General features: G+C 59.8%; 18 protein-coding genes. 6 read left to right on the forward strand and 12 right to left on the reverse strand.

Features of this window, described 5'->3' with window-relative positions:
• The 3 genes from AC1DIG_RS26040 to AC1DIG_RS26050 form a co-directional block, all read right to left on the reverse strand.
• Window positions 1-2501, reverse strand: a 2501-nt coding sequence (locus AC1DIG_RS26040; protein WP_477769608.1) for a two-partner secretion domain-containing protein, incomplete at its 3' end; no start/stop codon positions are given.
• Window positions 2502-2526: 25 nt separating this feature from the next.
• A complete protein-coding gene (locus AC1DIG_RS26045) occupies window positions 2527-4245 on the reverse strand; it encodes a ShlB/FhaC/HecB family hemolysin secretion/activation protein (RefSeq protein WP_477769609.1) in 1719 nt (572 codons plus the stop codon).
• A 271-nt stretch (window positions 4246-4516) separates the two neighbouring features.
• Window positions 4517-5863, reverse strand: coding sequence for a DEAD/DEAH box helicase (locus tag AC1DIG_RS26050; RefSeq protein WP_477769610.1), 1347 nt, complete (start codon window positions 5861-5863; stop codon window positions 4517-4519).
• Window positions 5864-6056: 193 nt separating this feature from the next.
• Here AC1DIG_RS26050 and AC1DIG_RS26055 point away from each other — a divergent pair, with 193 nt between their 5' ends.
• Entirely contained in the window at window positions 6057-7355 is a 1299-nt protein-coding gene (locus tag AC1DIG_RS26055; RefSeq protein WP_477769611.1) for a mechanosensitive ion channel family protein, read from the forward strand.
• 110 nt (window positions 7356-7465) lie between these two features.
• On the opposite strand, the gene AC1DIG_RS26060 is transcribed toward AC1DIG_RS26055, so the two are convergent.
• The 3 genes from AC1DIG_RS26060 to AC1DIG_RS26070 form a co-directional block, all read right to left on the reverse strand.
• The gene (locus tag AC1DIG_RS26060; protein ID WP_477769612.1) at window positions 7466-8332 is read right to left on the reverse strand and encodes a carboxylate/amino acid/amine transporter; all 867 of its coding nucleotides are present in this window, start codon (window positions 8330-8332) and stop codon (window positions 7466-7468) included.
• A 346-nt stretch (window positions 8333-8678) separates the two neighbouring features.
• On the reverse strand, window positions 8679-9278 hold the full coding sequence (locus AC1DIG_RS26065) for an FMN-dependent NADH-azoreductase (protein WP_054596217.1): 600 nt from the start codon (window positions 9276-9278) through the stop codon (window positions 8679-8681).
• Between the two features lie 149 nt (window positions 9279-9427).
• Window positions 9428-9742, reverse strand: coding sequence for a 3-phosphoglycerate kinase (locus tag AC1DIG_RS26070; protein ID WP_477769613.1), 315 nt, complete (start codon window positions 9740-9742; stop codon window positions 9428-9430).
• A 49-nt stretch (window positions 9743-9791) separates the two neighbouring features.
• On the opposite strand from AC1DIG_RS26070, the gene AC1DIG_RS26075 reads away from it, so the two are divergent.
• The 4 genes from AC1DIG_RS26075 to AC1DIG_RS26090 all read left to right on the forward strand — a co-directional run bounded on the left by AC1DIG_RS26075 (window position 9792) and on the right by AC1DIG_RS26090 (window position 14012).
• Window positions 9792-10715 (forward strand): PA3225 family LysR-type transcriptional regulator, encoded by a 924-nt coding sequence (locus tag AC1DIG_RS26075; RefSeq protein WP_477769614.1) that lies wholly within the window; start codon window positions 9792-9794, stop codon window positions 10713-10715.
• 14 nt (window positions 10716-10729) lie between these two features.
• The gene (locus AC1DIG_RS26080; protein ID WP_477769615.1) at window positions 10730-11533 is read left to right on the forward strand and encodes an alpha/beta fold hydrolase; all 804 of its coding nucleotides are present in this window, start codon (window positions 10730-10732) and stop codon (window positions 11531-11533) included.
• Window positions 11534-11536: 3 nt separating this feature from the next.
• Complete coding sequence (locus tag AC1DIG_RS26085; RefSeq protein ID WP_477769616.1) at window positions 11537-12091, forward strand: peptidylprolyl isomerase; 555 nt, start codon at window positions 11537-11539, stop codon at window positions 12089-12091.
• A gap of 88 nt (window positions 12092-12179) precedes the next feature.
• The gene (locus tag AC1DIG_RS26090; RefSeq protein WP_477769617.1) at window positions 12180-14012 is read left to right on the forward strand and encodes an ABC transporter ATP-binding protein; all 1833 of its coding nucleotides are present in this window, start codon (window positions 12180-12182) and stop codon (window positions 14010-14012) included.
• 171 nt (window positions 14013-14183) lie between these two features.
• Here the strand turns inward: AC1DIG_RS26090 and AC1DIG_RS26095 are convergent, their stop codons facing one another.
• The 6 genes from AC1DIG_RS26095 to aceK form a co-directional block, all read right to left on the reverse strand.
• Window positions 14184-15308, reverse strand: coding sequence for a GNAT family N-acetyltransferase (locus tag AC1DIG_RS26095; RefSeq protein WP_477769618.1), 1125 nt, complete (start codon window positions 15306-15308; stop codon window positions 14184-14186).
• 121 nt (window positions 15309-15429) lie between these two features.
• On the reverse strand, window positions 15430-15666 hold the full coding sequence (locus tag AC1DIG_RS26100; protein WP_477769619.1) for an anti-sigma factor family protein: 237 nt from the start codon (window positions 15664-15666) through the stop codon (window positions 15430-15432).
• On the reverse strand, window positions 15660-16268 hold the full coding sequence (locus tag AC1DIG_RS26105; protein WP_477769620.1) for an RNA polymerase sigma factor: 609 nt from the start codon (window positions 16266-16268) through the stop codon (window positions 15660-15662). The genes AC1DIG_RS26100 and AC1DIG_RS26105 overlap by 7 nt, the downstream gene beginning before the upstream one ends.
• A 54-nt stretch (window positions 16269-16322) precedes the next feature.
• Window positions 16323-17444, reverse strand: a complete 1122-nt coding sequence (locus AC1DIG_RS26110) for a beta-ketoacyl-ACP synthase III (protein ID WP_477769621.1) — start codon at window positions 17442-17444, stop codon at window positions 16323-16325.
• 325 nt (window positions 17445-17769) lie between these two features.
• On the reverse strand, window positions 17770-21681 hold the full coding sequence (gene hrpA, locus AC1DIG_RS26115; RefSeq protein ID WP_477769622.1) for an ATP-dependent RNA helicase HrpA: 3912 nt from the start codon (window positions 21679-21681) through the stop codon (window positions 17770-17772).
• A 185-nt stretch (window positions 21682-21866) separates the two neighbouring features.
• The gene (gene aceK, locus AC1DIG_RS26120; protein WP_477769623.1) at window positions 21867-23588 is read right to left on the reverse strand and encodes a bifunctional isocitrate dehydrogenase kinase/phosphatase; all 1722 of its coding nucleotides are present in this window, start codon (window positions 23586-23588) and stop codon (window positions 21867-21869) included.
• A 129-nt stretch (window positions 23589-23717) separates the two neighbouring features.
• Between aceK and AC1DIG_RS26125 the strand changes: the two genes are divergently transcribed.
• Window positions 23718-24626, forward strand: a complete 909-nt coding sequence (locus AC1DIG_RS26125) for a DMT family transporter (protein WP_477769624.1) — start codon at window positions 23718-23720, stop codon at window positions 24624-24626.
• Window positions 24627-24677 lie beyond the last annotated feature (51 nt).

The raw sequence follows: 24677 nt of genomic DNA on the forward strand, positions 1-24677 counted from the left end.
AGCACGCCGTTGTTCAGGTCAAGGGAGAGGCTGGTATTGCTGCTGAGTTGGCCCCGGTCATGTTGATCGAGACCACTGACGCTGGCGGTCAGGGCCATGGCGCTGGCGATGCGACCGCCCAGACTGTTGTCCACTTGGGCGGCAGTCAGGTTGAGGGTGTTATCGCTGGATATCTGGCCGCTCTGGTTCTGCAGGGCGCCAGTACTGATCGACAGCGGACCTTTGCTATAGATATTGCCTTGCTGGCCATTGTCGAGGCTGGCGCTGGTGAGGTTCATCCCAGCCTGGCTGGACAGCACGCCCGTGGTGTTGAGCAGGCTGTTGGCGTTGATCGTCAGTCCATTACTGGCAACCTGGCCTTTGAAATTGTTCAACGTCTGGTTGATCAGCAGCGTGAGGTATTGCTCGCTGAGGACCTTGCCGCCGGCGCTGTTATCCAGGCTGGCAGCCGCCAACGTGAAGACTTGTTTGCTGGAGATTTCACCGCCCTGGTTAACCACCGCATTCAGGTTCTTCAGCAGCAGCGCGCCGGGGGTGGTGATCAGGGCATTCTGGTTGTTGAGCAGGCCGTGGTTCAGGTCTAGGGTCAGGCCCGTGGCGCCGCTCAATTGGCCCTGATTGTGCTGGTCCAGACCGCTGACACTGGCGGTCAGTGCCATGGCGCTGGCGATGCGTCCACCTTCGCTGTTGTTCACCTGGCCGGAGGTCAGGTTCAAAGCGTTGCTGCTGGTGAGCAGGCCTGCTTGATGGTTATCCAGACTGCCACTGTTGATCACCGCGCTGCCGGTGCTCTGGATCGTGCCCGCTTGATGGTTGTCCAGTGCACCGAAAGCCGTCAGGCCCAAGGTGCCTTGGCTGATGATCGAGCCTTGTTGGCTGTTATCCAGGGATGCCGCCGTAACTTGCAGGCGCTGCTGGGCAGCCAGGCGACCGTGCTGATTGTTGAAGGCACCGCTGGCGTTGATATTCAGGGTGCTGCCGGCCGACATCAGTCCGGCGACGTTATCCAGAGACGCAACATTCAAGGTAACCCCGGCAAGGCTGGAGATTTCAGCAGCGCCGTTACTCAGTGCTCCCACATTGGCGACCAGTTCGCCGTTGCTGGTCACCAGTCCGCCCTGGGCATTGAGCAACTGATTGGCGTTGAGGTTCAGGCTACCGGTGCTCAGCACCCGCCCCTTGTTCTGGTTATCCAGCGTCCCGGCGTTGATGCTCGCGCCTTGTTTCGCACTTAAAGTGCCGCCCTGGTTGGTCAGGGTTTGCGCGGTGTTGACCGTCAGGTTGCGGCTGGCGACGACGCTTTTGCCGCTGTTGTTGAAGTTCTGTGCACTGATGTTCACGTCACCGCTGGCATTGCGGCTGGTGTCGGCGTTGACCCCGGCTTCGATGATGCCGTTGTTGGTCAACTGGCCGCCGGCACTCAGGTTGATGCTGTCGCGAGCGGCGAGGGTTTGCTGGTTGCTCAGGTCGCCCTGGGTTTGCACGGTGAGGGAGCTGCCGGCGTAAATCGGTCCTTGGGCATTGAGGCTGGCGGCTTTGATATTTACTGCGCCATTGGCCGCCGAGGTGTCGGCCAGGCTCAACTGGCCGTTGGCATCGAGCTGGATATCGCCGCCGCTGGCGATCAGTTTGCCGTCGAGCTTCACCCCGACGCCGGCTTCGGTGCCGACCAGTTTGATCGCGCCGGCGTACATGCCGCCGAGGGCCGAGGAGTCGATCGCCAGCTCCGGCTTGGCGCTGCCGTCATTGGCCCGCGCCGTGGCGTTGAGAGTGTCGGCGTTGACGTCGTTGCGACCGGCAACGATGGTCAGGTTATTCGCCTGGATCTGCGCGTTGATCTTGGCGCTGCGGGTGATGATTTCGAAACGGTCGACGTTGGTGGCATTGATCCCGGCGCCGTCGATGGAGACGCTGCCCTGATCGACCTGGAAATGATCCAGTCGACCGTTGTCGAGCACCGGTTTGCCGGTGGTCAAGGTCACTCGCGGGGTGTTGATAAATCCGCAGCCGTTGCAGCTGATGCCATAGGGGTTGGCGACGATCACCCGTGCCGACTGCCCTGCCACTTCGGTGTAACCGTTCAACTGGCTGGGACTGCCGCCGTTGACTTCGTTGAGGATGGTTTGTGCCGAGCCGCTGTTCTTCAGGTTCGGGTTGCCGACGATGTACCCACCCAGTTGGGTAGCCGAAGTCTGGGTTGAACCGTTGTTGAGGATCAAGCCTTGCAAGGTGACGTTGTAGTCGTGGAACTGGTTGTGCGAGAGACCCGTCGCGTTGGGTGTGGCGATGTTGACGATCGGCACGCCATTGCCGGCGCGATCCAGGCTGGTTCCCGGCGCGCTGACCACGATGCCGTCTGCCTGCGCCCACATCGGTTGCCAGAACATGACGTTGGCCAGCAGGAACGCCAGACCGCGTTTCGGCATGCCCATGAAACGTTCACGGGGAATCACGGCAGCAGAAGGCTGGCCGGCCAGAAAGGCCAGTTGGCGAACGTCCATATTCAGGTCTCGACTAAACGGAAAGTTAGAGGGAGAAATCCACGCGGAAATAGATCGGTGCTTCGCGCTCGGTCAGGGCGTCCGGGCGTTCCAGGGAATGAGCGAAGGTCACGCTGGCGGACACGTGCTGGCCTTTGGCGAAGATCTCGATCGAGTCACTCGACATCCGCCCATGTTGCTCGCCGTTGTAGCGGCCATGACTGATCACGCCCTGGTCGTACCCCAGGCTGGTGCCGTATTCAGCGAACACCGGACGCAGCCACTCCCAGTTCACCGGACGACTCCAGCGCAGGTCGTTGCGCCAGTAACCACCGCTGTCACCGGACAACGACTGGTCCTTGTAACCACGGATCGACGACAGCCCGCCCAGGCTGGTGCGCTGCGGGCTGAACAGCACGTCCTCGCTGCGCTGGCCGGTCATCAAACTGCTGAAGCTCAGCGACTCGCCCCAGAGTTTGAACGGCTGCAGGTAGCTCAGGGTGCCGGTGTATTTGCGGTACCGCGCATCCGCGTCCCCAGGGCCAGGGTGACCGTTGCTCTGGGCATCGAAGGCGCCGATGCCTTTCTGCATGCCCAGGTCGAGGTTGACGAAGGCCGAGCCGATACGCCGCCCGTGGTTGATCCCGAACTGCGCTTCGCTCAGGTGGTTGCTGCTCAGGGCCAGCTTGCTGCCTTCGATGAAATTGTTGCTGCGCAAGTGGGACACGCCGGCGCTCAAGGACGTCTTGCTCACGGCATCGCGATAGATCACACGCTCGGCCTTGAACTGGTGAGTCTTGCTGTCGCCGGTCTGTCTGAAGTTGTAGCCATTGGCGGCAATCTGCGAGCGGTAATCGCTCTGGCTGTAGCTGTAGTCGAAATTCCACCAGCCCCAAGGCAAGCTGTAATCGAGCATGACGTTTTTCGAGGTGCGCTGGGGATCGCGGTCCACATCGTGGCCGCCACGCAATGACAGCTGATCGGCCACGCCCAGCGGGTTGTCCCAGTCAAAGGTCGTGCCCCACTGCTGCTCGCCGGTGCTGCGCTGGCCTTCGTTACTGCGCGACAAACCGGCGCGCCAGGGCTTTTGCGGGGTGTTCTTGACCAGCACTTCGCTGCCGCCCACGGCTTTACCGGGTGCCAACTCCATCTGTGCCTGATTCGACGGCAAACGGTTCAACTGATCGACCAGTTGCTCGATCTCGCGCAGGTTGACCAGCTCACCGGTCTTGCCTGGGAAAGCCATGGACAATTCACGGTCCGACAGCTTGCTGCCCTCCGCGGCTTTGATCCCTTCGAGCTGGCCCTCGACCACCAGCACCTTCAAATGACCGGCAGACAAATCCTGCTGCGGCAAGTAGGCACGACTGGTCACCAGACCTTTCTCGAGGTAGTGATCGGTAATGACTTTCAGCAGCTCGTTGAGCTGGGTGACGCCCAGGCACTGGCCGATGTAAGGCTTGAGCAAACGCTCGCGCTCACGGGCCGAAAGGCTGTCGGCGCCTTTGAGGTCGATGTCTTTGATCGGGAAGCAGCGGGTATCGGCTGGGGCTGTAGGGGCCGTCGGTTTGGCCGCTTTGCCGGGCAGTTCCTTAAGCTCTTCGAGACGTCGGCGCTGTTCTTCGAGCAGACGATCCTGACGTTCGCGGATCAGGTCGGTTTCACCGGGGGTGGGTGCGGCGTGGGCAAGGTTTACGCTGGTGAAACACAGCAATAGACACGGCAAAGCCGCACACAACCTCTTCCCGAGGGTGTGCAGGTACATGTTCGATCCCTCGAGACGACAAGTGATATCAATATGATGGCGCAATGTTAAGTTGCCATCATTCTGACGTCAATAAGTCGGGCACCAATTTGTTGCGAAATATGTCTTTATTGACACATACCTTCACCGCTCGAAATTTATGGCCTCAAAAACCTGTGGAGCTTCTGGCTGCGTGAGTACGAGGAGCGAGGCTCGATCTCAAGATCGCCATAGGCCAAAAATGAAAAAACCCGGACACTGTCCGGGTTTTTTATGAGATCGCCAAGGCGCGTTATTCAGCGGCCGGTGCTTGCGGCTTGCGGCGCTTGAGCGGCGCCATGCCGTCCTTGCTGACCAGCGACAGGGCGTCGGTCTTCGGGCGGTTGGCGATCTTGCGTTTGGTCGGTGCCTTGGCTCCGGTCTTTTTCTTGTCGCCTTTGGCGTCGACCTTTTTCTTCTTCACCCCAACGGCTTTGCCCGAGGCCTTGACCTTTTTCGGTCCGCCGTAGGTGCCTTTGACTTCCTTGATGGTACGGCGCTCGAAGCTCTGCTTGAGGTAGCGCTCGATGCTCGACATCAGGTTCCAGTCGCCGTGGCAGATCAGCGAGATGGCCAGGCCATCGTTGCCGGCACGACCGGTACGACCGATACGGTGAACGTATTCGTCGCCGCTGCGCGGCATGTCGAAGTTGATCACCAGGTCCAGGCCTTCCACGTCCAGGCCGCGAGCGGCAACGTCGGTGGCGACGAGAATCTTGACCCCGCCCTGCTTCAGGCGATCGATCGCCAGTTTGCGATCCTTCTGGTCTTTCTCACCGTGCAAGACGAACGCTTTGTACTCCTGCGCCACCAAGCGGCCGTAGATACGGTCGGCCATGGCCCGGGTGTTGGTGAAGACGATGGCCTTCTGGTAGGTCTCGTTGGCCAGCAACCAGTTAACGATCTGTTCTTTGTGCTGGTTGTGGTCTGCGGTGATGATTTGCTGACGGGTGGTGTCGTTCAACTGGCTGACGGCATTGAGCTGCAAGTGCTCAGGGTTGTTCAGGACCTTGGCGATCATCTCGCGCAAGCCCGAACCACCAGTCGTCGCGGAGAACAGCATGGTCTGCTGACGGTTGGTGCATTCGTCGACCAGACGCTGTACGTCTTCGGCAAAGCCCATGTCGAGCATGCGGTCGGCTTCGTCGAGCACCAGCACTTCAACTTCTTTCAAGTCGAGGTTGCCGGCGTTCAGTTGCTCGATCATCCGGCCCGGAGTGCCGATCAGGATGTCCGGCACCTTGCGCAGCATGGCTGCCTGGACCTTGAAGTCTTCACCGCCGGTGATCAGGCCGGACTTGATGAAGGTGAACTGCGCGAAGCGTTCCACTTCCTTGATGGTCTGCTGGGCCAGCTCGCGGGTCGGCAGCAGGATCAGGGTCTTGATGCTGACACGGATTTTGGCCGGTCCGATCAAACGGTTGAGGATCGGCAATACGAATGCAGCGGTTTTGCCGCTACCGGTTTGCGCAGTCACCCGCAGGTCACGCCCTTGGAGCGCGAGCGGGATGGCCGCTGCTTGCACTGGCGTTGGCTCGACAAATTTAAGCTCGGCCACGGCTTTGAGCAGGCGTTCGTGCAGGGCGAATTGGGAAAACACGGGTGCTACCTCGAAGAAATACAAAAAATCAGCTGCATAGGGTAACGGTTTCGAGCGCGAAGGCCGAGTTTCTTTATGCAAACGGACGCAAACAATGGCGATTTTGTTAGCGGATTTGTCCCTGAACGTAACTCGATGCGTCTTAAATGCTCTAATCGCCCCCTCTCGTCCCACAGAAGAATCGTTTTAACCCATGGATCTCAAACAGCTCTGGCTCAATACCCAAGACCTCTGGGGCGCTCTCGACCAGCACCCGCTTCTGCATTCCAGCCTGGCGCTGATGGTGTTGTTGGTGATCGCCTTGCTGCTCGGACGAGTGGCGCGCTATGTGGTGCTGCACGCCGTCAAATTGCTTGGCCGGCAACCGGCGATGCAGTGGTTCAACGATTTGTTCCAGAACAAGGTGTTCCATCGCCTGGCGCAAATGACCCCGTCGCTGGTGATCCAGTTCGGTTTGAACCTGGTGCCGGAACTGAGCAAAACCATTCAGAATTTTCTCGGCAACGTCGCCCTGTCCTTCACCATCCTGTTTTTGGTGCTGGCAATGAGCGCCCTGCTCAACGCCTTGCTGGACATCTACGCACGCACCGAACATGCCCGCACACGCTCGATCAAAGGTTACGTGCAACTGGCGAAAATGGTGCTGTTCGTGTTCGGCGCGATCATCATCGTCGCAACCCTGATCGACCGTTCGCCGCTGTTGCTGCTCTCGGGTCTGGGCGCGATGTCGGCGGTGATTCTGTTGGTCTACAAGGACACCCTGCTGTCGTTCGTCGCCAGTGTGCAGCTGACCAGCAACGACATGCTGCGGGTTGGCGACTGGATCGAAATGCCGCAAGTGGGCGCCGACGGTGATGTGGTGGATATCACCCTGCACACGGTCAAGGTGCAGAATTTCGACAAGACCATCGTCTCGATCCCGACCTGGCGCTTGATGTCCGAATCGTTCAAGAACTGGCGCGGCATGCAGCAGTCAGGCGGCCGAAGGATCAAGCGCAGCCTGTTCATCGACGCCAGTGGCGTGCGCTTCATCCATGACGATGAAGAACAGAAGTTGACCCAGGTGCGCTTGCTCACCGATTACATCAACCGCAAACAGGCCGAGCTCAAGAGCTGGAACGAGGCCCAGGGCAACGTCGCGGCGATGTCGGCCAACCGCCGGCGGATGACCAACATTGGAACCTTTCGCGCTTATGCGTTGGCGTATTTGAAGAGCCATCCGGAAATTCAACCGAACATGACCTGCATGGTCCGCCAGATGCAAACCACGGCCCAGGGCATTCCGCTGGAAATCTACTGCTTCACTCGCACCACGGCGTGGGCTGATTACGAGCGGATTCAGGGTGATATTTTTGATTATCTGTTGGCGGTGTTGCCGGAGTTTGGCTTGAGCCTGTATCAGCAACCGAGCGGCGGGGATCTCAGGGCCGGATTACTCCCGGCAGTACTCGGCGCGAGCCACATCCCCGAGCCTGAAAAATACTCGATGTAGCTGCACATATCCCTTGTGGGAGCGAGCTTGCTCGCGATGTCTGAGTGTCAGTCGACATGAGTGTTGGCTGTCACACCGCTATCGCGAGCAAGCTCGCTCCCACAGGGGGTTTAGTGTGTAGCCAACTGCTTCTGTACACCCAACCGGCTAATCCACACTGCTGCCAGAATCACCGAACCGCCCAGCAACAACCGCCCCAGCTCTTCATGCTGATTCCAGATCAGCAAGTTGATCAGCAGCCCCACCGGCACGTGCAGGTTGTTCATCACCGCCAGTGTCCCGCCGTTGACCAGACAAGCGCCCTTGTTCCACCAGTACAACCCCAACGCGGTGGACACCAGTCCGAGGAACACCAGCACGCCCCACTGCAAGGGTGCTTCTGGCAGGAAGTTCTGTTTACCGAACAGCAGAAACGCCGGCAGGGCCACGGCCAACGCGCCGAGGTAGAAGTAACCGAAGCGCCGATAATGCGGCAGGTCGCTCGGATGGCGCGCCACCAGATGTTTGTACAGCACCTGGCCTGCGGCGTAGGTGAAGTTGGCCAGTTGCAGCAGCAAAAACCCCATGAAGAAGTCCGGATTGATCCGGTCAAAACGGATCACCGCCGCGCCGAGCACCGCGACCAATGCCGCCACCAGCGCCCAGGGATTGAAGCGGCGGTTCAGCGCATCCTCGATCAAGGTCACGTGCAATGGCGTGAGAATGGTGAACAGCAAGACTTCCGGCACGGTCAGTACGCGGAAACTCAGGTACAGGCAGACGTAGGTCACGCCGAATTGCAACGCGCCGATCAACAGCATCCCGCGCATGAATGCCGGCTCCACCTGACGCCAGCGCGTCAACGGAATGAACACCAGCCCCGCCAGCAACACCCGCACCAGTACCGCGAAATAGCTGTCGACATGACCGGCCAGGTATTCACCGATCAAACTGAAGGAAAACGCCTGAATCAGCGTGACAAAAAGTAGATAGCCCATGCTCGCCTCGTTTCGAATGGCGGCGACGATAACGGGTTTTGCCCGTTATCGCGAACACTCCGCCACTACACAAAAACCTGTGGGAGCGAGCTTGCTCGCGATAGCGGTGTGTTATTCAACAACGATGTCGACTGGCACTCCGTCTTCGCGAGCAAGCTCGCTCCCACATTAGTTTTTTGCCCGGCCACAAAATCGCAGGCAAAAAAAAGCCCGATCTCGCTAAAGCGTTCAATCGGGCTAGAGCACTCAGGAGCAACAAGTGCAAAGGGAGGTTCGATGCGCGAACCGGTTTGAAGGAGGTACGGGAGCTACTTAACCATCAGGTGATTATCTGGCGATTAACGGCTCAAGCGACCTGGGCAAGCTTGGCGTTGGCCTGGTTCAGGCCCTTTTCATGGAAGTCACCGCCCAGATTCATGCCTTCGGCGTGAATGAAGGTGACGTCGTGGATGCCGATGAATGCCATGACCTGACGCAGGTACGGTTCCTGGTGATCGGAGGTGCTACCGGCGTAGATGCCACCGCGAGCAGTCAACACATAAGCACGCTTGCCGCTGAGCAGACCTTGCGGGCCGGTTTCGGTGTACTTGAAGGTCACACCGGCGCGCAGCACGTGGTCGAGCCAGGCTTTCAATGTGCTTGGGATCGCGAAGTTGTACATCGGTGCGGCCATGACCAGGACGTCGGCGGCCAGCAATTCGTCGGTCAACTGGTTGGAGCGCTCCAGCGACGACTGTTCGGTTTCGTTGCGCTGCTCGGCAGGCTTCATCCAGCCGCCCAGCAAGTTGGCATCCAGGTGTGGAACCGGATGGGTCGCCAGGTCACGAACGGTGATCTGGTCGGCCGGGTGTGCGGCTTTCCATTGGCTGATGAAGGTTTGGGTCAGCTGACGCGATACCGAGTCTTGCTGGCGGGCACTGCTTTCGATGATCAGAACGCGGGACATGGGATGTAGCCTCCATCGGTGAATGCTGTAAGTCGATGGAGTGGAGATTAAACAGTGTTGTATCGATGAAAAAGCACAAATAACTGCTATAAACCATCAATAAATTCGTTTATAAGCGGAGCGTATCTGCCCCGCCTGTGCAACAGCCCTTATTTGGGTTTGCAGGTCAGGGTGATGTACAGCTTGATGATTTCACGGTTGAACCTGGCCGAGAGGTCGGCGCTTTTGCCTGCCTCCAGGCTCACGCGGCGAGTACGCGGTAATTCCGGGCCATTGCGGAATGCCACTGTGCATTCGGCAGCTTTACCGCTGGAGTTGTTCAGCGTAATGGCGCCCATGTCGCGTGCGGTGTCATGGGTGGTGTAGTCGATTTTCAGGCCGTTGAGTTCTTTTTGTACATCGATGGGGTAGGCAAACGCGGTCAGCGGCAACATCGCCAGCACCACACAACAGATTTTTTTCATTCGGCAGCCTCCAATGGAAGCTGCCAGCTTAGGACAAGAGGAGCTCCTCATGAAAGCGCCCCGCGTGACCCTTGATCAATGGCGAACACTTCAGGCCGTGGTCGACCACGGTGGTTTCGCCCAGGCCGCCGAAGTGCTGCACCGTTCGCAGTCCTCCGTCAGCTATACCGTCGCGCGCATGCAGGACCAGCTCGGTGTGCCGCTGCTGCGCATCGACGGCCGTAAGGCAGTGCTGACCGAAGCCGGCGGCGTGCTGCTGCGCCGCTCCCGGCAACTGGTCAAACAGGCCAGTCAGCTTGAAGATCTGGCGCACCACATGGAGCAAGGCTGGGAGGCGGAAGTGCGGCTGGTGGTCGACGCCGCTTATCCGAGCGCCCGCCTCGTCCGCGCCTTGACCGCGTTCATGCCGCAAAGCCGCGGCTGCCGGGTGCGTCTGCGCGAAGAAGTATTGTCCGGGGTCGAGGAAGTCTTGCTCGAAGGCGTAGCCGACCTGGCCATCACCGGCTTCAGCATTCCCGGTTACCTTGGTGCGGAGTTGAGCGACGTAGAATTTGTGGCCGTGGCCCACCCCGAACACCCGCTGCATCGTCTCAACCGCGAGCTGAATTTCCAGGATCTGGAAACCCAGATGCAAGTGGTGATTCGCGACTCCGGTCGGCAGCAGCCACGGGACGTCGGCTGGCTCGGCGCTGAACAGCGCTGGACCGTCGGCAGCCTCGCCACCGCCGCGACTTTTGTCAGCAGCGGCCTGGGCTTCGCCTGGTTGCCCCGGCACATGATTGAGCGGGAGCTGAAGGAAGGTACGCTCAAGCTGCTACCGTTGGATCAGGGCGGCAGTCGAAACCCGAGCTTCTATCTGTATTCGAACAAGGACAAACCCTTGGGCCCGGCGACGCAGATTCTCATCGAGTTGCTGCGTACCTTCGACACCGCACCGCTGGATGCGCCGTTCGCGGCCCCGGAACAAGCCTGACAAGGAGTTGCGCGATGGCCTACTTCGAACATGAAGGTTGCACCTTGCACTACGAGGAATATGGCCACGGCACGCCGCTGTTGCTGGTTCACGGGCTGGGCTCGAGCACGCTGGACTGGGAAAAACAGATCCCGGAGCTCTCGACCCGTTACCGGGTGATCGTCCCGGATGTTCGCGGCCATGGCCGCTCCGACAAACCCCGCGAGCGCTACAGCATTGCCGGTTTCAGCGCTGATCTGATCGCACTGATCGAGTACCTGAACCTCGGCCCGGCGCATCTGGTCGGGTTGTCCATGGGCGGGATGATCGGTTTTCAGCTGGCGGTGGACCAACCCTCGCTGCTTAAAAGCCTGTGCATCGTCAACAGTGCCCCCGAGGTCAAAGTCCGCACGGCGGATGATTACTGGCAGTGGTTCAAGCGCTGGAGCCTGATCCGTCTGCTCAGTCTGCGCACCATCGGCACGGCCCTGGGCGGCAAGCTGTTCCCCAAGCCTGAACAGGCCGAGCTGCGGCAAAAAATGGCCGAGCGCTGGGCAAAAAACGACAAACGTGCTTATCTCGCCAGCTTCAATGCCATTGTCGGTTGGGGGGTTCAGGAACGACTGGCGAAAGTCACCTGTCCAACCCTGATTGTCAGCGCCGACCGCGACTACACGCCGGTAGCGCTGAAAGAGGCCTATGTAAAACTGCTGCCCGATGCGCGGTTGGTGGTGATCGAAGATTCACGCCACGCAACGCCATTGGACCAGCCACACCGTTTCAACCAAACCCTGCTTGAATTTCTAACCGCAGTCGACACCACTACCCAGGATCACTGACCCATGCTGAAAAAAATCGCCCTCGTCGCAGGCTCCGTACTGTTCGCCGCCAACCTGATGGCCGCCCCGGCGCCGCACGTGCTGCTGGAAACGACCAACGGCCAGATCGAAATCGAACTGGACCCGGTCAAGGCGCCGATCAGTACCAAGAACTTTCTCGCTTACGTCGACAAAGGTTTCTACAACAACACCATTTTCCACCGTGTGATTCCGGGCTTCATGGCTCAGGGCGGCGGTTTCACGACGTCGATGCAACAGAAGCCTACCGATGCACCGATCAAGAACGAAGCCAGCAACGGCCTGCATAACGTGCGTGGCACCTTGTCGATGGCGCGCACTTCCGATCCGGATTCGGCCACCAGCCAGTTCTTCATCAACGTCAAGGACAACGACTTCCTCGACCCGGGCCGCGATGCCGGTTACGCGGTATTCGCCAAAGTCGTGAAAGGCATGGATGTCGTCGACATCATCGTCAACTCGCCAACCACCACCAAACAAGGCATGCAGAATGTGCCCATCGACCCGGTGCTGATCAAGTCGGCCAAGCGCATCGACTAAACTGCATTAGGCGTCCCGAGCGGCAGCGGTGTGTTCACCGAGCCGCTCGCATCGAAAAAAGGAGAGCCCGTACGCGGGCGTTTATCTGATGCTCTATCGTCGTTTCGAAAAACTGATCGATATTTTCCGTGACGCTCCAACGGCGGCACCGCCGAGCCGGGTTCTCCCCTTCTATACCTATTATTTACGTCAGGTCTGGCCGAGCTTTGCCGCGCTGTTGGTTGTCGGTTTGATCGGCGCGCTGATCGAAGTGGCGTTGTTCAGTTACCTGAGTCGAATCATCGATCTGGCCCAAGGCACGCCAAATACGGACTTCTTCAAAATCCACGGCGTCGAGTTGGCCTGGATGGCGGTGGTCGCACTTTTTCTGCGGCCGATATTCGTCGGCCTGCATGACCTGCTGGTGCATCAAACCCTGAGCCCCGGCATGACCAGCATGATTCGCTGGCAAAACCACAGTTACGTGCTCAAACAGAGCCTGAATTTTTTCCAGAACGATTTCGCCGGGCGCATCGCCCAACGGATCATGCAGACCGGCAACTCCTTGCGCGACTCGGCGGTGCAAGCTGTCGACGCGTTATGGCATGTGCTGATCTACGCGATCAGCTCGCTGGTGCTGTTCGCCGAAGCCGACTGGCGCCTGATGATCCCGCTGCTGACGTGGATCGCCTGCTACATCGGCGCACTGTGCTACTTCGTGCCTCGGGTCAAGGAGCGTTCGGTGGTGTCCTCCGATGCGCGCTCCAAGCTCATGGGCCGGATCGTCGACGGCTACACCAACATCACCACGCTGAAGCTCTTCGCCCACACCAACTTCGAACAGCAATACGCCCGCGAAGCCATCGCCGAGCAGACCGAAAAATCCCAACTGGCCGGCCGCGTCGTCACCAGCATGGACGTGGTCATCACCAGCATGAACGGCCTGCTGATCGTCGGCACCACGAGCCTAGCGCTGTGGCTGTGGACCCAGTCGCTGATCTCGGTCGGTGCCATTGCCCTGGCCACCGGCCTGGTGATCCGCATCGTCAACATGTCGGGCTGGATCATGTGGGTGGTCAACGGCATCTTCGAAAACATCGGGATGGTCCAGGACGGCCTGCAAACCATCGCCCAACCGATCAGCGTCACCGACCGCGAACCGGCGCCGCGCCTGGAAGTGGGCCGTGGCGAAGTGCGTTTCGAACACGTGACGTTTCACTATGGCAAGAAAAGCGGAATCATCGACGACCTCAACCTGAGCATCAAACCCGGTGAAAAAATCGGTTTGATCGGTCCTTCAGGCGCCGGCAAATCGACACTGGTCAATCTGCTGCTGCGCCTCTACGACCTGCAGAGCGGGCAGATCCTGGTCGATGGGCAGAACATCGCCAGCGTGGCTCAGGAAAGCCTGCGCGAGCGGATCGGCATGATCACTCAGGACACCTCGCTGCTGCACCGTTCGATCCGTGAGAATCTGCTTTACGGCAAACCCGACGCCACCGACGAAGAGCTCTGGGAGGCAGTCCGCAAGGCCCGCGCCGACGAGTTCATCCCGTTGCTGTCGGACGCTGAAGGGCGCACCGGCTTCGATGCTCATGTCGGTGAACGCGGGGTGAAACTCTCCGGCGGCCAGCGCCAACGGATCGCCATCGCCCGGGTGCTGCTCAAGGATGCGCCGATCCTGATCATGGACGAAGCCACTTCGGCGCTGGACTCGGAAGTCGAAGCGGCGATTCAGGAAAGCCTGGAAACCCTGATGCAGGGCAAGACCGTGATCGCCATCGCTCACCGGCTGTCGACCATTGCGCGGATGGATCGCCTGGTGGTGCTGGAAAAAGGCCGGATCGCCGAAACCGGCAGCCACGCCGAATTGCTGGCCCATGGCGGGTTGTATGCGCGGCTGTGGCAGCACCAGACCGGTGGGTTTGTCGGCATCGATTGAGTGTCGAGATCGACGCTAATCCTGTGGGAGCGAGCTTGCTCGCGAAGAACGATGACGCGGCGTATCTGATTTACCGCAGCGCCTGCATCGCGAGCAAGCTCGCTCCCACATAAGACCTGCGATTCTGAAGGACAATGTTCAACATCAAAAAAGCACCGGAGTCCTCTGAAATCAGCCCTGTCGATAGGGCAAGGCGCTCTTCGCCTCTTCTGCATAGCCCATGACACCCAAACGTTCGCGCTCAAGAAAATCCTTCACCGCCGACTTCAATCCCGGGTGACGCAAGTAGTGCCAGGAATGGGTGATCACCGGTTCAAAACCACGAATCAATTTGTGCTCGCCTTGGGCACCGGCATCGAAACGCTGAAAACCGTTGGCGATGGCGTAGTCCATGCCTTGATAGAAACAGGTCTCGAAGTGCAGGCGATCGAACTCCGCCAGGCAACCCCAGTACCGTCCATAAAAACTATCGCCACCGACCAGGCTGAAGGCCATGGCCACCGGCCGTGATCCTTGTTTGGCCAGCACCACCCGAATGGCTTCGGGCATGCGTTCAGCCAATAGGCTGAAAAACTCCCGCGTCAGGTACGGCGACTGCCGACGCACCGCATAGGTGTTGGCGTAGCAGGCGTAGACGAAATCCCACTGTGCCTGGTCGAGTTGATGCCCCTCAAGCCATTCAAATTCGATGCCCTGCCCCGCCACTTGCTCACGCTCCTTGCGCATCTGCTTGCGCTTGCGTGAACTGAGCGCGTCGAGGAAGTCCTGAAAGTCCCGATAGCCGCGATTCTGCCAGTGGTACTGGCAACCGATACGTTGCAACCAGCCCGGTTGCTCGGCCAATGCCGCGTCGGTGAAGGCGTCGGTAAAGTTGATATGGGCGCTGGAGAGCCCTTCAATTTCCAGATAGCCCGGGACGCTGTTCAGCAGTTCGAAACCATCCTGCACATTCGCCGCCAACAACCGTGGCCCGCTGACCGGGCTGAACGGCACAGCCGTCAACAATTTGGGGTAGTAATCGATCCCGGCGCGTTCGCAAGCATCGGCCCAGGCATGATCGAACACGTATTCGCCGTAGGAATGCCATTTGCGGTAACTCGGCAATGCCGCGAGCAGATGACCGTCTTCGATGTGCAGCAGATGCTCCGGCTGCCAGCCGGACTGCGGCCCCAGGCTGCCACTGTCTTCCAGCGCCCCGAGAAAAGCGTGACGCAGAAACGGTTGAGTCTCGGGCACCAGCGCGTCCCACTCTTGAGGCGCGATGGCGGAAAGACTGTCCAAAACGTGTAACGGCATCCTGTTCCCCAGCGGTTGTTGCCTACAGACCCGCCGAGTATCGCCCATCCCCGCCCTTGCCGAAATAAAAACCCCGCCGAAGCGGGGTCAAAACGAAGTCTGAGGGAGGTGTGACCTGAAATTACTGCTTACCCTTTTGACGTTCGGCGGCCAGGCGCGCGGCGAGCTCGTCGACACCGGGAACCGGTTTTTCGGGCATGACGCGCAAGGTCGCCTGCATCAGGCGCATCTGTCGGATGAACCGTCGGCAATTGGGGCAAAACATCAAATGATGGCGCACCATCAGCCGCTCACGAAAGCTCAACTGGCCATCGAGATAATCGCTGGACCGCGCTACTTGTTCCTTACAGGTCAACATTCGCCTGTCTCCTCAAAATGCTCCACGGTTGCAAACACCTTCAACCGTGCGCGGTGCAGTAGCACACGAACATTGGAGAGCGAGATCTCCAGAAGATTACAAATCTCCTCCAGCTCCAGGCCCTGGCGCTCACGCAACAGCAACACACTGCTTTGCAGTTCCGACAGGCTGAGCAAGGTGTGCTCCAGGCATTCACGCAGTTCGTTTTCGGTGAGCAGCGCTTCCGGGGTGTCCTGATGCCAGCTGAACGGCGCCACCAGCCAGTGGCCATCAGCGGCGGAGAAACGATCATCATCGATGGTGCCGTGGGGCGACGGCAGGTCATCGAGCAGCACTTCCCGGCGGTTTTGTTTGTATCGCCCTTTTGCTGCGTTAGCGGTGATGGTCAACAGCCAGGTCTTGAGGCTGGAACGCCCCTCGAACCCGTTCAGGTTGCGCACCACCGACAGCCAGGCATCCTGCACCACTTCGTCGGCATGCCGGTTACCGACGATGGCATAAGCCACCGCCCGCATGGCGCTCTGGTAGGTGCTGACCAACTCCTTGAAAGCCTGCTGCTCGCCCGCCAGCAGGCGTCCGAGCAGTTGCGTGTCGTCAGTCATCAATACTGATTTCCTGTGGGTGCATGACTCAGGCTTGTCACTGCCCTTCGCAACTCAGCGCTTGCGCAGAATCACGCTGCCAATCGAATAACCGGCACCAAACGAGCTGAGTACCGCCAGCGAACCGGCTGGTAAATCGTCCTGGTTCTTGTGAAAAGCAATCACTGAACCTGCAGAGCTGGTGTTGGCATACGTGTCGAGAATCACGGGGGCTTCTTCTTCGGTGGCTTCGCGGCCCAGCAGCTTCTTGACGATCAGGTGGTTCATGCTGAGGTTGGCCTGGTGCAGCCAGAAACGCTTCACGTCGCTGATGTTCAGCTTGTTCTCGTCCAGGTGGGTGGCGATCAGCTCCGCGACCATCGGGCAGACATCGCGGAACACCTTGCGACCTTCCTGGACGAAGAGTTTGTCACGGGCACCGATGCCCTCTTCCGCCGCGCGGTTGAGGAAGCCGAAGTTGTTGCGAATATTGTTGGAGAACTTGGTCAGCAACTTGGTGCTGACAACGTCGAACTGGTACTTGGACGTGGCCAGGTCGGCACGTTCAATGATTACCGCAGTGGCGGCGTCGCCGAAGATGAAGTGGCTGTCGCGGTCGCGGAAGTTCAGGTGACCGGTGCAGACTTCCGGGTTGACCATCAGGATCGCCCGGGCCTGGCCCAGCTGTACGCTGTTGGCGGCAGCCTGAATGCCGAAGGTCGCCGAGGAACAGGCCACGTTCATGTCAAAACCGAAACCTTCGATACCCAGTGCTTCCTGGACTTCGATGGCAATGGCCGGATAGGCGCGTTGCAGGTTGGAGCAGGCAACGATCACCCCGTCGATGTCCGCCGCCGTCTTGCCGGCGCGTTGCAGGGCTTGCTCGGCAGCGCCAATGGCCATCTGGCAAAGCACCGACCATTCGTCATTGGAACGCTCGGGCAAACGAGGTGCCATGCGCTTTGGATCGAGAATGCCGTCCTTGTCCATGACAAAGCGGCTTTTGATCCCCGAGGCTTTTTCGATAAAGGCGGCGCTGGATTCGGTCAACGCTTGCACTTCACCGCGCTCGATGGCGTCAGCGTTGTCAGCATTGAACTGAGTGACGTAAGCATTGAAAGACTGCACCAGCTCTTCGTTGGAGATGCTGTTGGCCGGGGTGTACAGGCCGGTGCCGCTGATGACGACATTATGCATGGTCGTTTCTCTAATCCGTTCAGGCAGAAAGTGTTGGCACCGACGTACCAACACATAAAGGGTCTATACCGTCAAAGGGCATCAACCTGGCATCGCGTTATACCGATCCGCCCGGGTTGCGAGGCTCAAATATGCGGGGCCGGTGTTTATAACAGCGAAGTTTGCCATAAACATCGGCGTTTGGCCCCTTTTGCAAGAGTAACGGAGTGCCTAATGTGGGAGCGAGCTTGCTCGCGATGGCGGCCTAAGATTCAACCAGGTGTTGAAGGTGATGGCCTCATCGCGAGCAAGCTCGCTCCCACAGGGTATTGTGCAAGCCTCGGTTCTAGGGTTCGACCTGGGTCCACTGTTTGCTCAATCGTTTGTCGGAGATCGGCACTTTGGTCCCCAATTGCTGGGCGAACAGCGAAACCCGGTATTCCTCCAGCCACCAGCGATAGAGTTCAAGCTGCGGATCGCGTTTGCCTTCCTGCGCATGCTTGTTGGCGCGGGTCTGGTATTGGGTCCAGAGACCGGACAACTCACCGCTCCAGACCCGGTCCTTCTGCACCTGAGCGCCGAGTTTCTCGAAGCGCTGCTCGACAGCCTTGAGATAACGCGGCAACTCCTTGAGCCACTGCATCGGGGTTTCACGGACAAACCCCGGATACACCAGATGACTGAGCTGCTGCTTGATGTCGTTCAGCGCCACCGCTTGCGCCAGGTCGATCTTGCCTTTGAAGCGTTTCTGCAAAGCGTGCCAGAGCTTGAGCGTTTCCAGCGTCAGTTTCGCCAGACGCTCGGCATGCTCGGTCCACGCACCACGCTTGCGCTCGGCCAGCGAGGCCAAACCGGCGCCGTCACGCGGCAAGCTTGCTTCGCCGTCGAGAATGCAGCTGTCGAGGCTCGCCAGCAGGATGTCTTCCACCAGACTGTCGATACGCCCCAGCTCGCGGTACATCAAGCCCAGTTCGGTGAGCCCCGGCAGCTTGCCGCGCAAGAACTTCGCCGGTTCGGCCAGTTGCTGCATGAGCAACCGCTGCAACGCCCGACGATGCTGGAACTCGGCCTCGGCCGGAGTCGAAAAACGCCCCTCCTTAACGGTGCCCGCCTCCTCCACCAGCGCCGGGTAGACCGTCATCGACAGCCCGGCGATCTTCTGCTGGGTTTTCTCGGCCACCGCGGCGAAGACCTTGGCCTCCACCGGCTGTTGGCTTTTCGCCGTCTGTGGTACCGCCAAAGCAGCCTGACTGGCCTCGGCGAAACGTGCGGTCAGCTCGGCCAGATCACGGCCTTCGCCGAGGAACTTGCCCTGGCCATCGACGATTTCCAGGTTCATCCGCAGATGACTTTCAACCTGCTGCGACGCTTCCACCCAGGCCTCGTCACTGACCCGCGCACCGGTCATGCGCAACAGTTCGCGACCCAATGCCTGCGGCAGGGAACCATCGGCGAAAGTGACTCGCTGCAACGCCGCTTTGACGAAGTCCGGCACCGGCACAAAGTTCTTGCGCAAGGCCTTGGGCAGGTTACGCACCAGCGCGATGCACTTGGCTTCGATCACCCCCGGCACCAGCCATTCCAGGCGTTCCGGCGGCAGCATCGGCAACAGCGGTGCCGGTACGCGCAAGGTCACGCCATCGCGGGGATGGTTAGGCTCGAAGTGATAGCTCAACGGCAAGGTCAGATCGCCCAGACGCAGGGTGTCCGGGTAATGCGCGGCGGTGACTTCGCTGGCTTCGCGGGCCAGCACGTCTTCTTCACGCATGATCAGCAATTGCGGGTCTTTCTGGCTGTTGATCCGATACCAGCTGTCGAAAGTCGCGGTCTGATGGATTTCTGCCGGCAAGCGCGCGTCGTAGAAGGCAAACAGGGTTTCCTCGTCCGCCAGAATGTCACGACGACGGGCCTTGGCCTCCAGTTCATCGAGCTGTTCCAACAATTGCTCATTGGCAGACAGACACTTGGCTTTCGACTGAATCTCGCCCCGCACCAGCGCTTCGCGGATAAACAGTTCACGCGAGGTGACAGGATCGATCGGCCCGTAATGCACGGGCCGGCGACCGACCACGATCAACCCGAACAGGGTGATTTGCTCGTAGGCCACGACCTGTCCACGCTTCTTCTCCCAATGCGGTTCGAAGTGGTTCTTCTTGATCAGGTGCCCGGCCAGCGGCTCGATCCAGTCCGGCTCGATCTTCGCCACCATGCGCGCATAGAGCTTGGTGGTTTCCACCAGTTCAGCGGTCATCAGCCATTGCGGACGCTTCTTGCCCAGGCCCGATGACGGGTGAATCCAGAAGCGCCGCTGACGCGCGCCCAGGTAATCGCCGTCTTCGGTTTTCTGGCCGATCTGGCTGAGCAACCCGGACAACACCGCTTTGTGCAGCTTCGGGTAGTCCGCTGGCTCTTTGTTCAGGCTCAGCTGCATGTCGCGGCAGATCAGGCTCAACTGGCGATGAGAATCACGCCACTCGCGCAGGCGCAGGTAATTCAGGAAATTCTTGCGGCACCAATTGCGCAGCGGACTGGCGGTCAGGGCCTGGCGTTGCTCTTCAAAGCCACGCCACAGATTGACCAGCCCGGCGAAATCCGAGTCCACGTCTTTCCATTGTGCGTGGGCCTGATCGGCGGCCTGCTGGCGCTCCGGTGGACGCTCGCGCGGGTCCTGGATCGACATCGCACTGGCGACGATCAGCACTTCCTGCAAGCTGCCGAGTTTCGCCGCTTCGAGCAACATCCGACCCATGCGCGGGTCCACCGGCAACCGCGCCAGTTGCCGGCCGAGCGGCGTCAGTTGGCTGTTGCGATCGACTGCCGAGAGCTCTTGCAGCAGGTTGAAACCGTCGCTGATGGCCTTGCCATCCGGCGGCTCGATAAACGGGAAATCGGTGATTTCCCCGAGGCGCAGATGGAGCATCTGCAAAATCACCGCCGCCAGGTTGGTACGGAGGATTTCCGGGTCGGTAAATTCCGGCCGACCGATGAAATCTTCTTCGCTGTACAGACGGATGCAAATGCCCGGCTCGACCCGTCCGCAACGGCCTTTACGCTGGTTGGCGCTGGCCTGGGAAATCGCCTCGATCGGCAGGCGCTGGACCTTGGCCCGGTAGCTGTAGCGGCTGATGCGCGCCGTACCGCTGTCGATCACGTAACGAATGCCCGGCACGGTCAGCGAGGTTTCCGCGACGTTGGTCGCCAGCACCACGCGACGGCCCGGATGGGACTGGAAAATCCGCTGCTGCTCGGCCGGTGACAGCCGTGCATACAACGGCAGAATTTCGGTGTGCTTGAGCTGGGCCTTGCGCAGCATGTCCGCCGCATCACGAATCTCGCGCTCGCCGGGCAGGAACACCAGCACGTCGCCGGGACTGCGGCGTTCGCTGCGCTCGTATGCGGCAATTTCGTCGAGGGTGGCGAGGATCGCCTGATCCACGGTCAGGTCGTCTTCGACCCGGTTGCCCTCTTCGTCCTGCTCCAGCGTCAACGGCCGATACCAGGTGTCCACCGGGAACGTACGGCCCGAGACCTCGACAATCGGCGCATCATCGAAATGCTTGGAGAAGCGCTCAAGATCGATGGTCGCCGAAGTGATGATGACTTTGAGGTCCGGGCGACGCGGCAGCAGGGTTTTCAGGTAACCGAGCAGGAAGTCGATGTTCAGGCTGCGTTCGTGGGCTTCGTCGACGATGATCGTGTCGTAGCGTTCGAGGTAGCGGTCGTTCTGGGTTTCCGCCAACAGGATGCCGTCGGTCATCAGTTTGATCAGGGTGTTGGCATCGCTCTGATCCTCGAACCGCACCTGATAGCCGACCAAGGCCCCGAGCGGCGTCGCCAGCTCTTCGGCCACCCGGCTCGCGACGCTGCGCGCAGCAATTCGACGCGGCTGGGTGTGGCCGATGAGACCGTGCTGGCCGCGACCGATTTCCAGGCAGATCTTCGGCAGTTGGGTGGTTTTACCCGAGCCGGTTTCGCCAGCAATGATCAGCACCTGATGCTTGAGCAGCGCTTCCTTGATTTCGTCGCGCTTGGCGGCGATCGGCAGGCTGTCGTCGTAACGAATCAGCGGCAGGCTGGCACGCCGCGCCAGCACCTGGTCGCAGGACGCTTGCATGCGCGTCACCCACAGGGCCAGCTTGGCCTCGTCGGGTTTCTTGCGCAGCTCGAGCAACTGCCGCCGCAGCCGGTGGCGGTCGGCAAGCATGGCGTGGTCGAGGTTTTTCAGCAGTTTGTCGATTGAAGGCGATTCGTCAGTCATCAGGTACGCAAAGGTCGTCTAGTGGCGCAGGGGGGCGATTGTCGCAGATTTTACGACCGCTGCGCGGCCGATCGCGAGCAAGCTCGCTCCCACATTTGATCGTGGTGCCCCCGATTTTGTGGTCGCTATAGATCCAGTGTGGGAGCGAGCTTGCTCGCGATCGGCCGCGCAGCGGTCGCAGAGAACTACTCGTTATCCAGCCCTTTGCGCCGATACGGAAACACATCGATCACCTTGCCAGCGCGAATCGCCGCTTGCAGGCCTTTCCAGTAATCGGCGTTGTACAGCTCGCCATGCAGTTGATCGAACAGCCGTCGCTGCGCGGAGTCGGCGAACAGGAACGGTGGGAACTCCTCGGGGAACACGTCCAGCGGCCCGATCGAATACCACGGCTCGGAAGCCATTTCGTCTTCCGGTGTGCGCGGTTGCGGGATGTGGCGGAAGTTGGCTTCGGTGAGAAAACAGATCTCGTCGTAGTCATAAAACACCACGCGCCCGTGTCGGGTGACGCCAAAGTTTTTCAGCAGCATGTCACCGGGGAAAATGTTCGCTGCCGCCAGTTGCTTGATCGCCAGACCATAATCTTCCAGCGCTTCGCGCACCTGCGCGTCGTTGGCGTTTTCCAGGTAGAGGTTCAGCGGGGTCATGCGTCGCTCGGTCCAGCAGTGGCGGATCAACACGGTGTCGCCTTCCACCTGAACCGTCGATGCGGCGACTTCCAGCAGCTCGGCCAGGCACGCCGGATCAAATTTGCTCAACGGAAAACGGAAGTCGGCGAACTCCTGGGTATCGGCCATGCGCCCGACCCGGTCGACGCTTTTCACCAAACGGTATTTCTCGATCACCGTCGCGCGGTCGACGTTTTTCGACGGTGAGAAACGGTCCTTGATGATTTTGAACACCGTGTTGAACCCCGGCAGGGTAAACACGCTCATGACCATGCCGCGCACGCCCGGGGCCATGATGAACTGGTCATCGGTGTTGGCCAGGTGGTTGATCAACGCCCGGTAGAACTCCGACTTACCGTGTTTGTAGAAACCGATCGAGGTGTACAGCTCGGCGATGTGCTTGCCCGGCAGGATGCGTTTGAGAAAACCGATGAACTCCGCCGGCACCGGCACATCGACCATGAAGTACGAGCGAGTGAATGAAAAGATGATCGACACCTCGGCTTCATCGGTGATCAACGCATCGATCTGAATCCCCCGGCCTTCGCGGTGCAGAAACGGAATCACCAGCGGCCATTGCTCGTCCGCGGTGTAGATGCGCCCTACCAGGTAGGCGCCCTTGTTGCGGTAGAGCACCGAGGAAAACAGCTCGACGCTCAGTTCCGGGTCCTTGCAGACCCAATCGGGCAAACTCTCGCGCAGTTGCGCTTCGAGTCGGCGCAGGTCGCGGTCGAGGTCTGCGTAGTCTTCGCTGAAGCGGTAATCGGCAAAAATGCTCGCCAGCATGCCGGACAACTGCCCATGCGGCTTATAGGTCCGGGTCTGCGCGGCCCGGGCCCGATGCAAGCTGGGCCGGGTGGTATGGATGAACATGCAGCCATCGCTGATCAGATCATGGCTGAACAGCCCGCAGAAAATCGAGTTGTACCAGGTCTCGGACAATTCATCGTCGAAACGCAGGTCGATCAGGTTGATGTAGGCGCTTTTGACCAGCGGCCAGCAGCCGACATCCATCAGCACATCCGCCTCGAAGGCAGCATGCAGGCGCCCCACCACTTCGCTGACCTTGGCTTCGTAGAGGTTGATCCGCGCCGCCGACGCGATCTGCGTTTCCTGCCACTGCGCCTGTTCAAAGCGCGCCCGGGCGCCGTCAGTGATCTGGCGGAAATGCTCGCGGTAATCGTCAAAGCCGTCGAGGATCATCTGGGCGATATCGGCGGCGGGCCATGGCTGCGGCATGTGAGGACCTCTGCGGGATGGTTCTTGTCGTTGGGGCTGAGCTTAGAGGTCAATTGTTACGCAAAGCAACCATTGCCTTGGCTCCGGGAGACAGCGACACTTGCGCCCTGATAAAGGAAGGAACGAGCTGTGAACCCCGTCGATATTCTGCGTATGTTGTCACTTGCTGCCATTTGGGGAGCGAGCTTTCTGTTCATGCGCATCATCGCCCCAGTGATTGGCACAATCCCCACTGCTTTTTTCCGCGTATCGATCGCCGCCACCGGGTTGCTGGTGATTCTGGCGCTGATGCGGATCAATTGGGATTTCCGTGGCAAGTTCAAAACCGTGCTGCTGCTCGGGATGATCAACTCCGGTCTTCCAGCGACCCTGTACTCGGTGGCCGCTCAAGTGCTGCCGGCAGGCTACTCGGCGATTTTCAACGCCACCACCCCGCTGATGGGCGTGCTGATCGGCGGCCTGTTCTTCAGCGAAAGACTCACCCTCTCGAAGATTGCCGGGGTGGCCCTCGGGTTGTTTGGCGTCGCCATCCTGACCCGCGCAGGTCCGGTGGCCTTCGACATGGAATTGCTGATGGGCGCACTCGCCTGCCTGCTGGCAACCACCTGCTACGGTTTCGCCGGGTTCCTGGCGCGACGCTGGCTCGACCATCAAGGCGGCCTCGACAGCCGTCTCGCGGCACTGGGCAGCATGCTCGGGGCAACGCTGTTTGTGTTGCCGTTGTTCGGCTACAGCGTCATCAGTCAACCGCCCGTTAGCTGGGGAGGCTGGAGCGTCTGGTTGTCGCTGCTGGGCTTGGGTCTGGGCTGCACGGCATTTGCCTACATCCTGTATTTCCGCTTGCTCAGTTCGATCGGCCCGGTCAAATCGATGACCGTGACCTTCATGATCCCGCCGTTCGGCGTGTTGTGGGGCGCGTTGTTTCTCGATGAACCGCTGTCGATGGCGCATCTGTATGGCGGGTTGTTGATTGCCGGGGCGTTGTGGCTGGTGTTGAAGCCTGCAGCGGTGAAGGTGCCTGAACTGGTGGAGCAATAATCAGTAGGCAGCGGCGCATCGACACACAATGCGCCGCTTGGGATTGCTTGC

Source organism: Pseudomonas sp. 05N431 (assembly GCF_056397005.1).

What these genes read in the sequence shown, in the direction of transcription:
- AC1DIG_RS26045 (WP_477769609.1), bottom strand. Translation starts at nt 4,245, where the DNA reads ATGTACCTGCACACCCTCGGGAAGAGGTTGTGTGCGGCTTTGCCGTGT.
- AC1DIG_RS26055 (WP_477769611.1), top strand. Translation starts at nt 6,057, where the DNA reads ATGGATCTCAAACAGCTCTGGCTCAATACCCAAGACCTCTGGGGCGCT.
- AC1DIG_RS26060 (WP_477769612.1), bottom strand. Translation starts at nt 8,332, where the DNA reads ATGGGCTATCTACTTTTTGTCACGCTGATTCAGGCGTTTTCCTTCAGT.
- AC1DIG_RS26065 (WP_054596217.1), bottom strand. Translation starts at nt 9,278, where the DNA reads ATGTCCCGCGTTCTGATCATCGAAAGCAGTGCCCGCCAGCAAGACTCG.
- AC1DIG_RS26070 (WP_477769613.1), bottom strand. Translation starts at nt 9,742, where the DNA reads ATGAAAAAAATCTGTTGTGTGGTGCTGGCGATGTTGCCGCTGACCGCG.
- AC1DIG_RS26075 (WP_477769614.1), top strand. Translation starts at nt 9,792, where the DNA reads ATGAAAGCGCCCCGCGTGACCCTTGATCAATGGCGAACACTTCAGGCC.
- AC1DIG_RS26080 (WP_477769615.1), top strand. Translation starts at nt 10,730, where the DNA reads ATGGCCTACTTCGAACATGAAGGTTGCACCTTGCACTACGAGGAATAT.
- AC1DIG_RS26085 (WP_477769616.1), top strand. Translation starts at nt 11,537, where the DNA reads ATGCTGAAAAAAATCGCCCTCGTCGCAGGCTCCGTACTGTTCGCCGCC.
- AC1DIG_RS26090 (WP_477769617.1), top strand. Translation starts at nt 12,180, where the DNA reads ATGCTCTATCGTCGTTTCGAAAAACTGATCGATATTTTCCGTGACGCT.
- AC1DIG_RS26095 (WP_477769618.1), bottom strand. Translation starts at nt 15,308, where the DNA reads ATGCCGTTACACGTTTTGGACAGTCTTTCCGCCATCGCGCCTCAAGAG.
- AC1DIG_RS26100 (WP_477769619.1), bottom strand. Translation starts at nt 15,666, where the DNA reads ATGTTGACCTGTAAGGAACAAGTAGCGCGGTCCAGCGATTATCTCGAT.
- AC1DIG_RS26105 (WP_477769620.1), bottom strand. Translation starts at nt 16,268, where the DNA reads ATGACTGACGACACGCAACTGCTCGGACGCCTGCTGGCGGGCGAGCAG.
- AC1DIG_RS26110 (WP_477769621.1), bottom strand. Translation starts at nt 17,444, where the DNA reads ATGCATAATGTCGTCATCAGCGGCACCGGCCTGTACACCCCGGCCAAC.
- hrpA (WP_477769622.1), bottom strand. Translation starts at nt 21,681, where the DNA reads ATGACTGACGAATCGCCTTCAATCGACAAACTGCTGAAAAACCTCGAC.
- aceK (WP_477769623.1), bottom strand. Translation starts at nt 23,588, where the DNA reads ATGCCGCAGCCATGGCCCGCCGCCGATATCGCCCAGATGATCCTCGAC.